Source organism: uncultured Virgibacillus sp. (genome assembly GCF_947495635.1).
Lineage (GTDB): Bacteria > Bacillota > Bacilli > Bacillales > Amphibacillaceae > Virgibacillus > Virgibacillus salarius.
Map to the genome: position 1 here is coordinate 1 of NZ_CANMAB010000084.1, position 18,896 is coordinate 18,896.

The 18,896-nt window shown below is 35.8% G+C and carries 15 protein-coding genes; 13 read left to right on the top strand and 2 right to left on the bottom strand.

The window, feature by feature from the left end; genetic code table 11:
• Window positions 1–782 precede the first annotated feature (782 nt).
• The 13 genes from miaB to glnA all read left to right on the top strand — a co-directional run bounded on the left by miaB (window position 783) and on the right by glnA (window position 15,837).
• Window positions 783–2,351 carry a tRNA (N6-isopentenyl adenosine(37)-C2)-methylthiotransferase MiaB gene (gene miaB / locus Q1A47_RS15700; RefSeq protein WP_166530908.1) on the top strand — a complete coding sequence of 523 codons (1,569 nt, stop codon included), beginning with the start codon at window positions 783–785 and terminating at the stop codon, window positions 2,349–2,351.
• A gap of 1 nt (window position 2,352) precedes the next feature.
• On the top strand, window positions 2,353–2,781 hold the full coding sequence (locus tag Q1A47_RS15705; protein ID WP_026680967.1) for a RicAFT regulatory complex protein RicA family protein: 429 nt from the start codon (window positions 2,353–2,355) through the stop codon (window positions 2,779–2,781).
• Window positions 2,782–2,926: 145 nt separating this feature from the next.
• The gene (locus tag Q1A47_RS15710) at window positions 2,927–3,493 is read left to right on the top strand and encodes an outer spore coat protein CotE (protein WP_026680968.1); all 567 of its coding nucleotides are present in this window, start codon (window positions 2,927–2,929) and stop codon (window positions 3,491–3,493) included.
• Between the two features lie 148 nt (window positions 3,494–3,641).
• Window positions 3,642–6,233 carry a DNA mismatch repair protein MutS gene (gene mutS, locus Q1A47_RS15715; RefSeq protein ID WP_026680969.1) on the top strand — a complete coding sequence of 864 codons (2,592 nt, stop codon included), beginning with the start codon at window positions 3,642–3,644 and terminating at the stop codon, window positions 6,231–6,233.
• 19 nt (window positions 6,234–6,252) lie between these two features.
• Entirely contained in the window at window positions 6,253–8,112 is a 1,860-nt protein-coding gene (mutL, locus tag Q1A47_RS15720; RefSeq protein WP_026680970.1) for a DNA mismatch repair endonuclease MutL, read from the top strand.
• A gap of 60 nt (window positions 8,113–8,172) precedes the next feature.
• Window positions 8,173–8,622 (top strand): Dps family protein, encoded by a 450-nt coding sequence (locus Q1A47_RS15725; protein ID WP_026680971.1) that lies wholly within the window; start codon window positions 8,173–8,175, stop codon window positions 8,620–8,622.
• A gap of 24 nt (window positions 8,623–8,646) precedes the next feature.
• Complete coding sequence (miaA, locus tag Q1A47_RS15730; RefSeq protein ID WP_026680972.1) at window positions 8,647–9,582, top strand: tRNA (adenosine(37)-N6)-dimethylallyltransferase MiaA; 936 nt, start codon at window positions 8,647–8,649, stop codon at window positions 9,580–9,582.
• A gap of 38 nt (window positions 9,583–9,620) precedes the next feature.
• Window positions 9,621–9,845 (top strand): RNA chaperone Hfq, encoded by a 225-nt coding sequence (hfq, locus tag Q1A47_RS15735; RefSeq protein ID WP_026680973.1) that lies wholly within the window; start codon window positions 9,621–9,623, stop codon window positions 9,843–9,845.
• Window positions 9,846–10,378: 533 nt separating this feature from the next.
• Window positions 10,379–11,302 (top strand): AAA family ATPase, encoded by a 924-nt coding sequence (locus tag Q1A47_RS15740; RefSeq protein WP_026680974.1) that lies wholly within the window; start codon window positions 10,379–10,381, stop codon window positions 11,300–11,302.
• A gap of 92 nt (window positions 11,303–11,394) precedes the next feature.
• Window positions 11,395–12,630, top strand: a complete 1,236-nt coding sequence (gene hflX, locus Q1A47_RS15745; protein ID WP_166530907.1) for a GTPase HflX — start codon at window positions 11,395–11,397, stop codon at window positions 12,628–12,630.
• A gap of 9 nt (window positions 12,631–12,639) precedes the next feature.
• Complete coding sequence (locus tag Q1A47_RS15750) at window positions 12,640–13,884, top strand: methionine gamma-lyase family protein (protein ID WP_026680976.1); 1,245 nt, start codon at window positions 12,640–12,642, stop codon at window positions 13,882–13,884.
• A gap of 151 nt (window positions 13,885–14,035) precedes the next feature.
• Entirely contained in the window at window positions 14,036–14,413 is a 378-nt protein-coding gene (locus Q1A47_RS15755; protein WP_166530909.1) for a MerR family transcriptional regulator, read from the top strand.
• An 86-nt stretch (window positions 14,414–14,499) separates the two neighbouring features.
• Window positions 14,500–15,837, top strand: coding sequence for a type I glutamate--ammonia ligase (gene glnA / locus Q1A47_RS15760; RefSeq protein ID WP_026680978.1), 1,338 nt, complete (start codon window positions 14,500–14,502; stop codon window positions 15,835–15,837).
• Window positions 15,838–16,196: 359 nt separating this feature from the next.
• Here the strand turns inward: glnA and Q1A47_RS15765 are convergent, their stop codons facing one another.
• On the bottom strand, window positions 16,197–16,535 hold the full coding sequence (locus Q1A47_RS15765; RefSeq protein WP_166530906.1) for a hypothetical protein: 339 nt from the start codon (window positions 16,533–16,535) through the stop codon (window positions 16,197–16,199).
• Window positions 16,536–17,861: 1,326 nt separating this feature from the next.
• Complete coding sequence (locus tag Q1A47_RS15770; protein WP_166530905.1) at window positions 17,862–18,551, bottom strand: DUF4386 domain-containing protein; 690 nt, start codon at window positions 18,549–18,551, stop codon at window positions 17,862–17,864.
• Window positions 18,552–18,896: the final 345 nt, after the last annotated feature.

Sequence of the window (18,896 nt, forward strand, 5' to 3'; positions counted from 1 at the left end):
CCTTTATAGCCCTGTTGTCTTTTTTCATAAATAAAATATAACATATATCAGAAAATTCGTTCAACTTGATTGAAATCTAAAAATATATTCATTGACTTTTACAGTTATTTTTTATGCAACGATAGTGAGGGAATTACAAAGTTTGCCCATGTGGATAACTATGAGAATGTTGAGCTCCAGCGACCAGAAACGAGGCTACTTCACGAATCGTCCTAATCTAAGTCATCATCGACTTGCAAGCTCAATCGTGATTCTTTTATCTCCGTCGGCTCGCTCCAGCCGCTACGCTTCTAATCGGGTGCTTTCACTTTTGTTCTGTTTTACTTTTTCTTTCAAGAAGATTAGATAGAACGAGAGAAGGGTACCAACTGTGTCCCATTAATAGCAAGCAGATCATTTCTGCTTGGCATGATGAAATTTGATTCATGTGATTTCATATTTAGCTCATATATAACTGGCAGTAATATCCTACTTCAAAGAATAAAGTGAAACCATTATGTAAGTGGGGGACCGTTTGCCAGTAAATGTCCGATGGCTTCAAAGTCCTTAAGGTCATACCCTTGTGGTACTAAGTAATGAACAAATCACCTCCACTGATTGAAGTTTCATTTTATTTGTTTTGACTATGCTATAAAAGAGTGACATATTTCGTAATCTTTCACTATCAGAAAGAAGTTTTTAGTGGCGGGAAACGGATAGATATTGTTAAAATAAGTGCGAAGCATTATACTATAATAATTGGACTTATTTGCGATGATTGAATGATAGAGAGGAGCATAAAGATGAACGAAGAACAGCGTAAACAACAAGCGCAAATTAAACAGCTGGATGCCGCGGACAGAAAATCCGGACAGGATAAACCGTTAAGTGAAAAAACAAGTGCTGATTTTGCAAAATACTTTGAAACTACCTATGAACCACCTAACCTAAATAAGGCACGAAAACGTGGCCGGGACAAGGTTAATGTTCATTATGATTTTGCTATCCCAGAAGACATGGAGAAAATTGGTGAAGGAAAGAAGTTTTTAATACGTACATACGGTTGTCAAATGAATGAACATGATACAGAAGTGATGGCTGGAATTTTAACGGAAATGGGGTATGAATCCACTTCGGATACAAATGAAGCGGATATTATACTTCTTAACACTTGCGCAATAAGAGAAAATGCAGAAAACAAAGTGTTCGGTGAAATCGGTCATTTGAAGCCATTAAAATTAGAAAAGCCAGATCTCATACTTGGAGTATGTGGTTGTATGTCTCAAGAGGAGTCAGTGGTAAACCGAATTTTAAAGAAACACCAGCACGTAGACTTAATATTTGGTACGCATAATATTCATCGCCTACCACACCTTGTGAAAGAAGCCATGTTTGGCAAAGAAAAGATTGTAGAAGTATGGTCTAAAGAAGGAGATGTTATTGAAAATCTTCCGAAGGCCAGAAAAGGTAAAATTAAAGCGTGGGTTAACATTATGTATGGCTGTGACAAGTTTTGTACGTATTGTATTGTTCCAATGACACGCGGAAAGGAGCGAAGTCGAAGGCCTGAGGATATTATTCAAGAGGTTCGTCATTTGGCTGCTCAAGGATATCAAGAAGTTACGTTATTAGGTCAAAATGTAAATGCCTATGGAAAGGATTTTGATGATATTACTTATGGGCTTGGAGACTTAATGGATGATCTTCATCGTATTGACATACCGAGAGTTCGATTTACGACATCACACCCTAGAGATTTTGATGATCGATTAATCGAAGTACTTGCTCAAGGTGGAAATCTGCTTGATCATATTCATCTGCCTGTTCAATCAGGAAGCAGTGAAATATTGAAAAAAATGAATCGAAAATACACAAGAGAATCTTACTTGGAGCTTGTTCGTAAGATTCGAGAAGCAATGCCAAATGCTACATTAACAACTGATATCATAGTTGGCTTCCCAAATGAGACAGAGGAACAATTTGAAGAAACGATGAGTTTAGTGGAAGAGGTTGGCTTTGAAGCTGCCTACACATTTATTTATTCACCAAGAGAGGGCACACCTGCAGCACGTAAAAAAGATGATGTACCTGAGGAAGTGAAAAAACAACGTTTATATCGCTTAAATGAGCTTGTTAACAAACAATCTGCTGCTTCAATGAAAACATACCAAGATAGGGTTGTTAAGGTTCTTGTTGAAGGTGAGAGTAAGAAAGATCCAAATGTTCTCGCTGGCTATACAGAGAAAAACAAGCTAGTGAACTTTAAAGGACCGAAATCTGCAATTGGTAAGATAGTTGAAGTAAAAGTAACAGAAGCGAAAACGTGGTCATTAAATGGTATAATGGTAGAAAAAATGGTTGAGGTGGAATAGCATGGCAGAATATACTCGTAAACAAGTACTTGAGGAAGCAAAAAAATTAGCAAGTATGCTTGCAAATACAGCAGAAATAGATCGCTTTAAACAAGTAGAAGCTAAAATAAATGAGAATAAGAAAGTGCAGCAGCTTATTACAAAAATAAAGGCACTACAGAAGCAAGCTGTCAACTTACAGGCTTATGATAAAAAGGAAGCATTAAAGAAAGTTGAAGAGCAAATCGATATCTTTCAAGCTGAAATCGATGCGATACCAGTTGTTCAAGAATTCAAAGAAACACAAGTGGTCGTGAACGATGTATTACAACTCGTAACTGGAACCATCGCCAGAGAAGTTACGAATAATGTTATTCAGTCAACTGGTGGCGATATTTTGGCAGGAGAAACAGGGTCGAAATTGAAAAACAAATCTGGCTGTAGTCATTAATGACAATCAGACAGGGAAATGATTTCCTGTCTGATTTCGTATGTAAAATTCCTACATAACTTTCCTCCTTTTCATAAATAGCTATGCACTTTAGGTATTTGTCTTGCATAAAATGACTATGAAAAAAGAGGAGGTAAAGGTAATTATGACTTTTCTAGATAAAGAATATAGAGAGATCATTACGAAAGCGGTATGTGGAAAAGGTCGCAAATTCACGCAAGCATCACATTCCATTTCGCCATCACATAGACCTTCTAGTATTTTGGGGTGCTGGGTAATTAACCACCTGTACAATGCTAAGAAAAAGTCAGAGGACACTGTTGAAGTTAATGGTAGCTATGACATTAATATTTGGTATTCGTATAATGATAATACGAAAACAGAAGCAATAACAGAAAGAGTAACGTATTGCGATATTATTCCTCTTTCCGTAAAGGATGATCATTGCCTAAACGATGACTTTGATGTTATTGCTAAGGTCGTACAGCAACCAAATTGTTTAGAGTGTAATATTGCGAATAAAGGGCATAAAATTGTGGTGGAAATTGAAAGGGAATTTATTGTGCAGGTAATTGGTGATACCAAAATTGCTGTAAGAGTTGATCCAAAGCGTGAAAAATTTGATGATGATGACAGTGATAGTTGGGATTTTGAATTAACAGATGATGAATTAGATAGTGTAGAGCCAGATTTTCTTGATAAGAAGGATTAAAAAAATTACGGGGGATTATATTCCTCGTAATTTTTTTGTAAAATAGCTAAATTAGGCATGAATGTAAATACAAATAGATTTATCGTATCGCAAACCTATTGTATGCTATAATGACAAAAGAATAATTGTGCTTTTTGGGGGATAAAACATGGCAAAGCAAACACCAATGATGGAACAATATTTAAGAATTAAAGCAGAACATAAAGATGCATTTCTCTTCTTTCGACTCGGTGATTTTTATGAGATGTTTTTTGACGATGCTGTATTAGCGGCAAGAGAGCTAGAGATTACACTAACCAAAAGAGATTCGAATAGTGATGATCCAATTCCGATGTGCGGCGTGCCATACCACTCAGCAGAAAATTACATAAAAATTCTAGTAGAAAAGGGATATAAGGTTGCAATATGTGAACAAGTAGAAGATCCGAAAGTTGCTAAAGGAGTTGTAAAGCGAGAAGTAATTCAATTAATAACTCCCGGAACAGTCATGGAGAAAAACATGCTAAATGAAAAGGAAAATAATTTCATTGCTAGTCTTTCTCATTTTGAAAATAGCTATGTTGTTGTTTATAGTGATCTATCAACTGGAGAGAATCGGATTGCACTGTTTGAAACGGATTGGAGTGGAGTCATACATGAATTGTATAACCAGCCAATTCGAGAAATTGTAGTTTCCTCTAAATTAGATGAGGATTTACAAACTCAATTGCGTGAAAGGTTAAAGGTGACGCTATCCTATCAAGATGAAGTAACCTTTAATGCGGAATATCGTGATTTATGTAATAACCTTCATGATGAACGGCTTTTAAATGCTTTTAGCAGATTGTTAAATTATATTCAACACACGCAAAAGCGTTCGCTTGATCACATGCAGCAAGCAGAACTTATTGAATTAGATAACTATCTCTCATTGGATATGTACTCAAAGCGCAACCTAGAGCTTACGGAAACAATGATGAAAAAAGAAAAGCGTGGTAGCTTACTCTGGGTATTGGATAAGACAGTAACAGCAATGGGCTCTCGGATGGTAAAAAAATGGCTGGAAAGGCCGTTATTGAATCGAACGCTTATTGAAGAACGTTTAGAGATCGTAGATGGTTTGTATCAGCAATTTATGGAAAGAGATGATTTGCGAGAAATACTGAAATCCGTATACGATTTAGAACGACTCGCTGGAAGAATAGCATTCGGGAATGTGAACGCAAGAGATCTTATTCAATTACGAGAATCATTGAAAAAAATACCACATCTTAAAGCTCTTTTGGAGCAATTTTCACAGCCTGAGATTCAAAGGCTTGCACAAAACTTTTATTATCCTACACATATTGTTGATTTATTAGATAAAAGTTTAGTAGATGATCCACCGATTTCTGTAAAAGAAGGAGGGATCATTAAGGATGGTTATCACCAACAATTAGATACGTATAAGGATGCTTCTAGAAATGGCAAGCAATGGATTGCGGCATTAGAGCAAAAGGAGAAACAGGAAACAAATATTAAGTCATTGAAAATTGGTTATAATCGTGTATTTGGATATTATATTGAAGTTACAAAAGCAAATTTACATTTACTGCCTGAAGGTAGATATCATAGAAAACAAACATTAACAAATGCAGAACGATTTATAACCCCTGAATTAAAGGAAAAAGAGCAGCTAATCCTGGAAGCAGAAGAAAAAAGTGTAGAACTGGAATATCAGCTATTTATAGAGATTCGTGATCAGATGAAAGCATATATACCGGAATTACAGCGCTTGGCTGATGCCATCAGTCATATTGACGTCCTTCAAGGATTTGCTACGGTAAGCGAAGCAAATAACTATGTGAGGCCTACATTTGCAATGAACCACCAATTGCAGATTAGACAAAGTAGACATCCCGTGATCGAGCAGGTCATGAAGGAAGGCTCGTTTGTTCCGAATAATATTGATCTTGATGAGGAAAATAATATCTTATTAATAACGGGACCGAATATGTCAGGGAAGAGTACGTATATGCGGCAGCTGGCATTAACCGTAATTATGGGGCAGATCGGTTGTTTTGTACCGTGTGAATCTGCTGAATTGACATTATTTGATCAAATATTTACTAGAATTGGCGCTGCTGATGATCTCGTAGCAGGGCAAAGTACATTTATGGTAGAAATGCTTGAAGCAAATCATGCAATCGCAAATGCTACGGATAAAAGTTTAATTTTACTTGATGAAATTGGTCGTGGGACAAGCACGTATGATGGTATGGCACTTGCACAAGCGATTATCGAATACATTCATAACCATATTCATGCAAAAACCCTATTTTCTACGCACTATCACGAACTGACTGCATTAGAGAACACGTTAGCAAATTTGAAAAATATTCACGTACGTGCTGAGGAATACGAAGGAAATGTTGTCTTTCTGCATCAGATTAAACAAGGTGCCGCAGATGAAAGCTATGGTATTCATGTTGCTAAATTAGCAGATTTACCAAACCCGTTAATTGAACGGGCAAGTGAAATATTAAACGAATTAGAAGGTAAAGGGGCAAAGCCTACTTCGTTGCCCTCCGCACAAGAAACAAATTCTACTGGACAGCTATCACTATTTACTGAAGCGGAAGCACCAAATAAAGCCAGTAGTTCGAAGGCAAAAGTGGAAAGTCCAGTTATAGAGGAATTAAAAGCAATCGATTTGTTTGACATGACACCGATGGATGCAATGAATGAATTATATCGCTTACAGAAAATGATTAAAAAATAATGTAGAAAGGATTGTTTGCATGAAGATCATACAAATGCCAGAGGCACTTGCAAATAAGATAGCTGCTGGCGAAGTTGTGGAACGACCTGCTTCTGTAGTGAAAGAACTGGTTGAGAACAGTATTGATGCAAACAGTACATGGATTAAAATTGAGATTATGGAGGCAGGGCTTCAAGAAATAAAAGTAACGGATAATGGTGAAGGGATGACTGAAGCCGATTGTGAAAGAGCATTTCTTCGTCATGCAACGAGTAAAATAAAAAATGAAACAGATCTATTCCACGTGAAAACATTGGGGTTCCGCGGGGAGGCTCTTGCTAGTATTGCTTCTGTTAGTAAACTAACCGTTCAAACTTCCACAGGAGATGAAGCGGGTACTTTGTTAGTTTTAGATGGTGGGAAGGTAGCGGAGAAAAAGAAAACAGCGGCGAGAAAGGGTTCAGAAATAACAGTAAGTGATTTATTTTTTAATACTCCAGCTAGATTAAAATATATGAAGACGATTCACACAGAGTTAGGGCATATAACGGATTTGCTTAACCGCTTGGCATTATCCCACCCGGAGGTTCGCTTTGAAGTAACACATAATGGAAAGGGTTTGTTTAAGACAGCAGGTACAGGAGACTTGTTACAGGTAATATCCCAAGTTTATGGTATGAATGTAGCGAAGCAAATGCTCTATGTAAATCATAAAACATTAGATTTCTCTATTGAAGGATATATAGCTAAACCTGAAGTAACAAGGGCATCTCGAAATTATATGTCCACCATCATTAATGGTAGGTATATCAGAAGCATTCCGTTAAATCAGGCTATTCTTAGAGCTTATCATACGTTATTGCCGATTGGCAGATCACCAATTGTTGTCCTAACCATTCAAATGGACCCTATATTAGTCGATGTAAACGTACATCCGACAAAATTGGAGGTTCGCTTTAGTAAGGACAAAGAATTATTTACTGCCATTGAAAACACGATAAAAAGTAAGTTTAAAGATATTACCTTAATTCCTGAAATCCAACAAAAGCCGATCGTACGAGAAAAAACAGTACAGGATTCTTTATCGTTTAATGACCAAATTGAAAAGCCGCGTAAGCAAGCTTGGAGCAATGAAAAAATTTACGAAGGTCAGCAACCTATTCATCAAGTATCTACTCCTGAAGCGGAACAAGAAACGGAAGACTTGCAACCTGATTTGCAAATAGAACAGGTTACATCGAAAGCGGAGAATAGTGCAGAGAAGTCGCCAACAGTTCCAGAAGTAGAAGACAGGCTTGAAGCTACTCAACATATTCGACGTGTACCAGTTATGTATCCGATTGGCCAGCTACAAGGCACATATATCTTAGCCCAAAATGAAAATGGATTGTACATGGTCGATCAGCATGCAGCGCAAGAGAGAGTAAAGTATGAGTTTTTTAAACGCAAGCTTGGAAAGCCGATAAACGAATCTCAAGAGCTTCTGATACCATTAACCTTTGATTTTTCGAAGGAAGAGTCGATTTGGATTGAACAATATAAGGAAGAATTAAAACAAGCAGGGCTGTTTTTTGAGTCTTTTGGTCATCAAACATATATTATTCGTTCACATCCAGTTTGGTTTCCGAATGGGTTTGAAGAAGAAGTTATTCGTGAAATGGTTGATCAAATAATGAATGAAGAAAAAGTAAATGTCGAAAAGATACGGGAAGATGCTGCTATTTTAATGTCGTGCAAGCGTTCCATAAAAGCTAATCACTATCTAAATCAAGATGAGATGTATCATTTGCTTGAGGATTTACGTAATACGGAGGATCCGTTTACATGTCCACATGGAAGACCTATTATCGTACATTTTTCCACCTATGAATTAGAAAAAATGTTCAAACGTGTCATGTAATATGTATAAAGATAACCACACCTCGCTCATACTAAAAAAAATAAGAGAGGTGTGTGTATTATGGAAAATCAAAAGCTCATACAGTTTCTTAATCAATTGCTTTCTAATTATTTTGTTTTATATGTAAAATTACATCGATACCATTGGTTTGTTCAAGGAAGGCATTTCTTTCAACTACATGCACAGTTTGAAGAAATGTATGAGGATGTTGCGCAAGATTTAGATAAGATAGCAGAGCGAATTCTTATGATTGAAGGAAAGCCCTTAGCAACAATGATGAAGTATGTGAAGGAAGCGACGCTAGAAGAGGCGAATGCAGACGACAAAGAAAATGAAATGATGGAGCAGTTGATTCATGATTTTCAGCAACTGATAGCTGAAATTCGCAAAGAGGGGTTAATAGAGGCTAGAGATCACGAGGATGCACCAACAGAGGATCTGTTGATTTCAATACAAGCCAAATTAGAAAAATACATTTGGATGTCAAAAGCTTACATAGCTTATGAATAAAGATATACAATTAGGGGAATACTAATGAAAAAAAAGGTTATTGCAATTGTTGGACCTACAGCAGTAGGTAAAACAAAATTAAGTATTTCAATTGCAAAAGAATATCACGGGGCAATCATCAGCGGTGACTCCATGCAGGTTTATCAAGGGATGGATATTGGGACGGCAAAAATAACGGCGGAAGAGATGCAAGGGATTCCGCATTATATGATTGATATAAAAAATCCAGATGAAGCATTTTCAGCCGCTGACTTTAAGAAACATGTTAACATGTATATTGAAACGATCACAGCGGATGGTATGCTTCCAATTATAGTTGGTGGGAGCGGCTTATATATTCAAGCAGCATTGTATAACTATAACTTTCCATCACATAAAAAAGATGAAACAGTTACGAAAAGGCTGGAAAACGAATTACATACGAAGGGAATTGACCCTTTATATGCACGTTTAAAGAAAATCGATCCAAAACAAGCAGCCAAAATTCATCCCAATAATCATCGACGCGTGATACGTGCACTTGAAATCTATGAAACAACAGGAACTACAATGTCTGAATATCAAGAACTACAGGAGTTAGACTCACCTTATGATATAAAGTTAATTGGACTGGAAATGGAAAGAGAAACGCTGTATACCCGTATTAATCAACGTGTTGATTCAATGATAGAACAAGGGTTACTAGAAGAAGTTAATCGCTTATATATACAGGGCTATGGAGATACACAAGCCATGCGGGCGATCGGTTATAAAGAATTTATTCCTTATCTCCGCGGAGAACAATCATTGGAAGATGCTATTTGTTTATTGAAACGAAATTCTCGAAGATATGCGAAACGGCAATATACATGGTTTAGAAATAAAATGAATGTTACATGGTATTCGTTATCTTCTGACACAATTAATGAAAAATTTAGAAATATTTTAGATGATCTTGCAGGATTCTTAAAAGATAGGTAGAAAATATTATATATAGACAGAAATGAGGAGGAAGTATTATGGCGCAAACCGTGAATATTCAAGACCAATATTTAAATCAGCTGAGGAAAAATCATATTTCGGTTACTGTATTTTTGACAAATGGTTTTCAATTGCGAGGAATCATAAAAGCGTTTGATAATTTTACAGTTTTAATGGAAACAGACGGTAAGCAGCAATTAATTTTCAAACACGCTATTTCTACCTTTTCCCCAGTTAAAAATGTTGAATTGGACAAGGAATAACAATACAAACTGGGATGTCACATAAGGTACATTAAAATACAACGTCTGGAATTTATAAGGGGCTACTGAAGGAAGAGTGTTCGTTTGAAACCTGCATGGAGTAGGCTTGCTCGTGTGTGGTAGATAGTCGTGAATGGCGTATTTTCTAGTTGTATAGATAGGGAGCTATCTCTTGGGATAGCTCCCTATCGTTTATTGATGAGACATAGTGGTAAGAGCTGGGGAAAAGAATATCGGTATCGATGCAATTGCTACATTTTTAAAGACAATCTGAGAAAGTTGAAATACGAATCGTTAACATGAGAAATATAAACAGATCAGTTTTTCTTAAAACTTTCCAACTCAAGGATTTGGTTTCAAAGTTTACTAAATTTACTCTTATATTCATAAATGCTACTATAATCAAAACAATCCTTTTTTCCAACATTTTCTATTGGTTGAATATTTTATTCGATTAAAAGCAGTCCTTTTTATGGGCAAATGTCACACCTTTTTCATATGTGCGTATACTAGAATGACTGAGGGGTGATGACATGGAAACACAAATGATTAGGAATAAAAACGGGCAAGTAAATATCATTTTACAAGAAAGAAAGTCTGCAGTATCAACGAAACGTAATTTAGAAAAAGGATTCAAAAACAATCCTTTTAAACATATTGATCAGGCATTTTCATCATTTGTGGGTATGAATGAATTAAAAGAACGAATCAAAGAAATCTATGCCACTGTTGTTATCAATGAAAAGAGAAGGGAGCTTGGCTTACAAGATACAAAGCAAGTTCTGCATATGCTATTTAAAGGAAACCCCGGTACAGGAAAAACAACCGTAGCTAGAAAGCTAGCTAAGTTGTATTTTGAAATGAATTTATTAACAAAAGGACATTGTATAGAGGCTGAAAGAGCGGATCTAGTAGGGGAATATATTGGGCAAACTGCACAAAAAACGCGATCCATTATCCAAAAAGCGCAAGGCGGAGTTTTGTTTATTGATGAGGCGTATTCGCTGGCAAGAGGTGGGGAGAAGGATTTCGGAAAGGAAGCAATTGATACATTAGTAAAACACATGGAGGATAATCAGCATGATTTTGTCTTGATATTAGCAGGTTACCCATATGAGATGGAGCGTTTTCTAACTCTAAATCCTGGCTTACAATCAAGGTTTCCCTTTATTTTAGATTTTAAGAATTATGAAGCAGGTCAGTTGCTGTCTATTGCGAAGCGTATGGCTGTTGAACGAGATTACCAATTGACAAGGGAAGCTGAATTAGAATTAAAGGCTCATTTATATATGAAAACGAAAGAATACAATAGAAACTTTGCCAATGCTAGATATGTTCGAAATGTGATTGAAAATTCGATTCGGATGCATGCAATGCGGTTATTGGCAAATGAACACTTTACAGCCGATGATTTGATTCATTTAACTGCTAAAGATTTACAAATTAACGCCATGTAATTTTGTTATTATAGAATTGTTTGGTAAGATAGAAAAGGTGAACAGCCACTAAAATATCTAACAAAGAAGCTGAAAGGAAAGAGGTTCTGTTTGTGGCAGATGAAAAAATCGTAGTAATTGCTGTAAAAAAGCCAAATCAAGATGAAGAGCGGTTCGCCTCTTCGCTTCAAGAACTCACATCTTTAAGCCATACTGCTGGTGGAGATGTAAAACAAATTATGACGCAAAAGCGGGATCGAATCCACCCTGCTACATATATTGGATCTGGAAAGATAAAGGAAATTCGTTCGATAATTGATGAACTAGATATCGATTTAGTTATATCAAATGATGAGCTGTCTGCTGGCCAATTAAGAAATTTGGCGAGCTTATTAGGTGTTCGAATTATCGATCGAAGCCAATTAATTTTGGACATTTTTGCTATGCGAGCAAGAACAAAAGAAGGAAAACTGCAGGTAGAGCTTGCACAGCTAGAATATGCGCTACCGAGACTCCGAGGTCAAGGAGTTGAAATGTCTAGACTAGGTGCAGGTATTGGAACTAGAGGTCCTGGTGAAACAAAATTAGAGACGGATCAGCGCCATATACGCAGGCGGATTTATGATATTAAAAAGCGTTTAGAAACAGTCGTAAAGCAGCGTGAACAATATCGGAAGCGGAGGAAAACTAAGGATGTCTTTCAAATAGCCATTGTTGGTTATACAAACGCTGGAAAATCCACTTTGTTTAATCGATTAACACATAGTAATTCTTTAGAAGAAGATCAATTGTTTGCAACGTTAGATCCGCTAACGCGGAAAATCCAATTACCTGCAGGGCTACAAGTGCTTATAACGGATACCGTCGGCTTTCTACAAGATTTGCCAACAGCTTTAATTGCAGCATTCAAATCTACGCTAGAGGAAGTAACTGAAGCGGACTTCTTATTACATGTTGTAGATGGCTCTCATCCGGATCAGGATCAACAACAGGATACCGTTATGCAATTACTTAAAGAATTAAATGCACAATCGATTCCAATGCTAACGGTTTATAATAAAAAGGATTTACTTAAGCAGGATGTTATTCCAATCAATCAGCCGCATCTTGTTATAAGTGCATATGAGTCATCAGATGTCGTTCGATTAGTATCAACTATCGAACGTTTATTGAAGGAAGCGTGGCAGCGGTATAACGTAAAGTTAGATCCTGATCAAGGTAAGCTTATCCATCAATTAGAAAAAGAAACCATTGTAGAACATAAAATATTCGATGAAATGACAAATATATTTCAAGTTTATGGATATATGCGTCATGATCATCCATTAAATCGTATATTAGAGGAGTAAAGACAGCAAATGATTGAACAGTTAATTAAACAGGCAGAATTTGACTGTGCAGAGCAGCATAGAAATGTTAGTCATATCGTAGAAACGAATCAAAAAAGAGTTTTAGATGCATTTAGAAAATATCGAGTAAGTGATTCACATTTTAATTCAACCAGCGGTTATGGATATGATGATTTAGGTAGGGAAGTTTTAGAGCGGATCTATGCTGATGTTTTTGGTGGAGAAGATGCACTCGTCAGACCACAAATTGTATCAGGGACCCATGCCATTACGACTACACTATTTGGGATGCTGCGACCAGGCGATGAAATATTATACATAACTGGGAAGCCATATGATACGTTAGAAGAAGTAATTGGTATAAGAGGTACAAATACTGGTTCTCTCCGTGATTTTCATATTTCCTATAATAAAGTGGATCTAATGAGTAACGGTAGTATTGACTTTGTTGGGGTAAGGGAGGCTATGATTTCAAATCCAAAAGTAATTGGCATTCAACGATCAAAAGGCTATGATGATCGCCCGTCCTTTACCCTTACTCAGATTAGTGAGATGATTCATTTTATAAAAGAAATTGATTCGGATGCTATCGTATTTGTGGACAACTGTTATGGGGAATTTGTTGAAGAGAAAGAACCACTTCATGTTGGTGCAGATATTATTGCCGGCTCACTTATTAAAAATCCTGGAGGTGGTTTAGCTAGAGCAGGGGGATATATTGCTGGTAGAAGTGATCTAATCCAGCAATGCGCTAATCGTTTAACCGCACCAGGGTTAGGTAAAGAAACAGGAGCTACATTGGATACATTACATGAAATGTATCAAGGTTTTTTCCTTGCGCCACATGTTGTTGGTGAAGCATTAAAGGGGGCTATTTTTACTTCACGGATCATGGAGCTTGCTGGATATAATACATCACCAAGCTTCCAAGCGAAACGAACAGATTTAATTCAATCGGTTACCTTTCAGGATAGAGAGCAAATGATTACCTTCTGTCAGGCAATTCAAGAAAATTCGCCGGTTAATTCCTATGTAAAGCCTTACCCAAGTGAAATGCCAGGCTATGAAGATGAGGTCATTATGGCAGCCGGAACATTTATACAGGGAGCCAGTATTGAATTATCAGCGGATGGACCACTACGCCCACCTTATATTGCATTTGTGCAGGGTGGTTTAACCTATGCACACGTTAAAATAGCACTCGTTGAATCGTTAAAAAAATTAAAAAGTGATGATTATAACCCTATAAAGTAGGGTATATCCATGGCAAAGGGCGTTATGTTTTAAACGCCTTTTTTATGTTAGAAAACCTAACATATTATTGACATGTTATTTTACATAACATATAATAAAATAGAATTAATGATGAGGGGGTCATGAATTGAATGATCAGGATCGTCGTTCCATGCCCTTATTTGGAATTGGCATTGTTATTAAATTGACAGAATTAACAGCAAGACAAATAAGATATTATGAAGAACATGAATTAATTCACCCAGAAAGAACAAGTGGTAATCAGCGATTATTTTCTTTTCATGATGTAGATAGGTTATTAGAAATAAAAGATTTATTGGATAAAGGCTTAAATATCGCTGGTATCAAGCTGCTATTGAGTGAAGGACAAGAAAAGAAAGAAGTAGGCAAAAAATCGTCTGAATCATCAGATTTAAGCGAGAAAAATCTCCGCAGAATTTTAAGAAACGAGTTAAAAGAACCTGGCAGACACGGAAAAGCAAATTTACGGCAAGGAGAGCTGTCACGATTTTTTACCAATCATCCATAAGGTTTAGGAAAACAAGTGTGTTAACAGTATGTTATAGAACTGTTTTTCTATTCAAATAAAAAATATAGTTCATAGGAGGAGAAAGAATGGGAAAAAGCTTTACTAGGGAAGAGATTCTAAAGCAAATTAAAGAGGAAAACGTTCGTTTTATTCGTTTACAATTTACGGATATGCTTGGAACAATTAAAAATGTGGAAATCCCACTAAGTCAGCTAGACAAGGCACTTGATAATAAAATGATGTTTGACGGGTCTTCAATTGAGGGATTTGTTCGAATTGAAGAGTCAGATATGTATTTATATCCGGACTTAGATACATTTGTTGTGTTCCCGTGGACTTCTGAAAAAGGGAAAGTAGCACGTTTTATTTGTGATATTTATAAGACAGATGGTACTCCTTTTGAAGGCGATCCAAGATATAATCTAAAGAGAAACCTGAAGAAAATGGAAGAACTTGGATTTGATGCATTTAATATCGGTACGGAACCGGAATTCTTCTTATTCAAATTAGATGAAAAAGGCGAACCTTCTCTAGAATTAAATGACCATGGTGGATATTTTGATTTGGCACCTACTGATTTAGGCGAAAATTGCCGAAGAGATATCGTACTTGAGTTAGAAGAGATGGGCTTTGAAATTGAAGCTTCCCACCATGAAGTTGCCCCCGGCCAACACGAAATAGATTTCAAATATTCTGATGCTGTAAAACATGCAGATGATATTCAAACATTTAAGTTAGTGGTGAAAACCATTGCTAGAAAGCATAATCTACATGCGACATTCATGCCTAAACCGTTATTCGGTGTAAACGGATCCGGAATGCATGTAAATATGTCACTTTTCAAAAATGGCGAAAATGCATTCTATGACAAAAATGGCGATATGGAGTTAAGTGAGACTGCATATCAATTTATTGCAGGTGTTATTAAGCATGCTAATAGCTTTACGGCTGTTACCAATCCAACAGTAAACTCTTATAAACGATTAGTTCCTGGCTATGAAGCCCCTAGCTATATTGCTTGGTCTGGCTCTAATCGAAGCTGTCTAATGCGTATTCCAAACTCTCGAGGAATTAGCACACGTGTTGAAGCTCGCAGTGTAGATCCATCTGCAAATCCTTATCTAGCTCTATCTTCTTTATTGGCAGCTGGATTAGATGGTATTGAAAAATCAATGACACCACCTGCAGCAGTAGATCGTAATATTTATGTTATGACGAAGGAAGAGCGTGAAGAAAATGGAATTCAAGATTTACCAAGCACACTTGCAGGTGCTTTAGAAGAATTGAAGAAAAACCAAGTAATTGTTAACTCTCTAGGTGAACATCTTTTCGAACATTTTGTAGAAGCAAAAGAAATCGAATGGGATATGTTCAAAACACAAGTGCATCCTTGGGAACGTGAACAATACTTGAGCACGTATTAAGATTGATTAACTCCTTAGCACATAATGTGTTGAGGAGTTTTTTTAAATGGTTTTTAATCGTTCATATTTTACCTTACCCACAAACGTCCCACTTTTATTTTAAAAATTATGTATTGATTTCATTGAAATTGTTCATCTAGCTTTTTGGAAATATGAGAAGAGACATCTGCAGTAATTTGATAGCTGCCATTGCCTAGTCTTTCTAGCTTCCATAAGTAAAACAATGTGCGTGTGTCTGAGAGAATGAATAGGAAAATTAGGCGATCTAGCTTGGCTTAATATTTTTCTTAAAGAGTGAATTCACAGGCATATGATCACCATTATTTCTGGAAAGCACTAAATGCAAATGAAATGGCGTTTTATTTCAATTCCACTTTTACGATAGGTTCATATTTACTTAATATCTCAAATGTAGTTTCTGATGTAGAAATAATTTGATGTTCGATATTGTCAATGTCAGTTCCTGGTCCGGGTAAATTATCAAACCATTTTATAAATTCGGATTTTGTTGTTTTATATAGATACCAATTTTGCTTGTTATCTCCAAAATAGTCTTCCCTAGCTATACTGGCTGCTTCTAATAAATAGCTCGCTTTCATTTCATCTATAAGACGAATTGCAAGTACAAAATTCCCGAATTCTGATTGATCATATATAAAGCTAAATATTCTATTTTCATTTTCAACTTTTATAACCAATCCTTTGGGTGATTCAGATAAAGAAATTTTATCTAAGAATTCTCCATGTTCATATTCCTTTGGATGCCAAATATTAATTAGTTATCACCTCTCTTTGGGTAACGGAATTTGTTTTTACAAAAATTTATTGTCGGTTCTTTACCACTACGGCTTTTATAGTAACTTACTGCCCTTTTATGATTAAATTATATTTCTATAAAAGTTCTCAAATTCCTGCCAATCTATTTAAAGAATAAAATTTTTAAAGAATATAACGTCATATCAAACAAACTAAAACACCCCTCACAGCAGGAGCTTTTACATTATATACATAAAGGTATTAGTGTGCAAAAACTAAGGATCAGCGAGGATTTTCATTTTCTAGTCTTCTTAACTGATCCACGAAACCATCCTTCAATTCAAAATTCGTTTCATAATTTACTTCTCCATAACAATCTTAGTCATTTCTCTTTCATAAAATCACCTATCGAGAACGTTCTTATCGTTTATTTCATATTCATAAAATTCCTCTTTTATTTTTTATAGTCAATGCATAAATTGGTGCAAGTATATGCATTCTATATATCAAATATTTAGAAAAGGATGTTGTTTTACTAATGATTCAAATCACTTTTTGGGCTGTTTTTATTTTGCCATTCATATCTTTATTTTTTTAGATCGTTCTGTTATTCGAAGATATATATCAGTCGCGCTTTTTGTAACAGTCATAAATGTTATTTTGTATGAGATTGCCTGACACAAAACTGGTGGAAATACGATAAATCCCTTTTTTCTTGGGATAAAATAACACCTGCTCCTTTAGTGTTCAGCGCATATTGGGTTGCAACCATATGGATCTTTCATTTTACTTTTCGGAAGTTTTGGGTATATTTTGTAACTAATTTAATTTTGGATGGGATGTTTGTATATGCTTTAGTTCCATGGATGAGGGAAGTTGAAATTGTTACAGGGAACTTGTCAGAAATCCTAATGTTATTAATAATGACAATAGTTGCCAATGTCATTTATGTTTATCAAATGTGGTATGAAAAGCAGGAAGGAAACTAATGGTTTGGAAAAATTTAAACATACATAAAAACATCTTCTTATAATTACTGTCGAGAGAAGTTAAAAGAAGGTGGCATTGTATTGAAATAAAACACATTAAAGTAGCCGGACCATATTTACTTATAAAAAGCATTATTGATGTGCGGATAGATTAAAAGGAACAACACTAAGTTCTCTAGGAAATTTTGAGTAAGTCTGTTCATCCTTCTAATTAATCATATGCACTTGCTGTTTTTTTAAAAATTTTCTGATTGAATCATTTTAGTTACACTTCTTTGTCTAGAGCCTTGATACTGAATCCTGTACCGTTGGGTTGAATCCTTTAACAATTAACCATATAGCCAAAACCAGTTGATGAAAGGCTATTGGAATGTTTAGTATCATGTAGGTTGCATCCAAACCGATGAAGTAAATCATAAATAATAAGCTTGCCAATATGGACAATGTAGATCCAATAATACCCCAAACTGACAACCAACGTGGAACAAGTTTTGTTTGGCAAAATATGCAGTTAAATAAGAGCATAGCCAAAGCAAAAGCCAGGGTCGTTGCCACATGGTTCACCAAATCACGTCCTGTCTGTAACAATTCACCTAAGGACTGAAAATACGATATATCCATTGCTCCAACTTTTGTAAATTCATGGCTTAATGTCAATAGTAACAGAAGAATGAATACACCAATTATAATGAACACACCCGCAATAATGCCAAAGGCTACAGACCCAAGAGCCAAACCTTTATTATGCTTACTTAGTATCGGATACATTAAAATAGGAATACCAAAGTATGCAACAATCATTAACAACTGGAAAAACGCTCCTATTAGTACTTGGTTTTTATATGTAAAAGCATTGACAATGTAGTTTGCTTCATCTATAACAGGAACAACACTAAATATACCTACAACCATCCCGGCTATTAATAACACTCCAGTAATTAGCGCAGAACTTGTACTCTTACTCAACATTTAACCTCCCAATACCTACTTTTTATAAAAATTTAACAGAATAGGGGTTAGATAAAGCAAATAATTTGATTAGGCCACTGTCAAGAAAGCGGACAATCAAAAATATTAAGCCCCTCCTTAGAATAATTCGTTCCCTATAGTTAAAAAAACTCCATGTATTTATGAGGCCACTGAAAAAGTCCAAAAAAGATATGATTTCCATTTTATTATGGGATTCATATCTTTTTTTAGTTACAATAAAAGTACTAAGATGGAGCGGGTGGATACAATGATACAAAAACAACAATCAATAATATTAAGTGCATATTCGGAAATTTATGATCTGGTTGTACCTAAGGATAATGT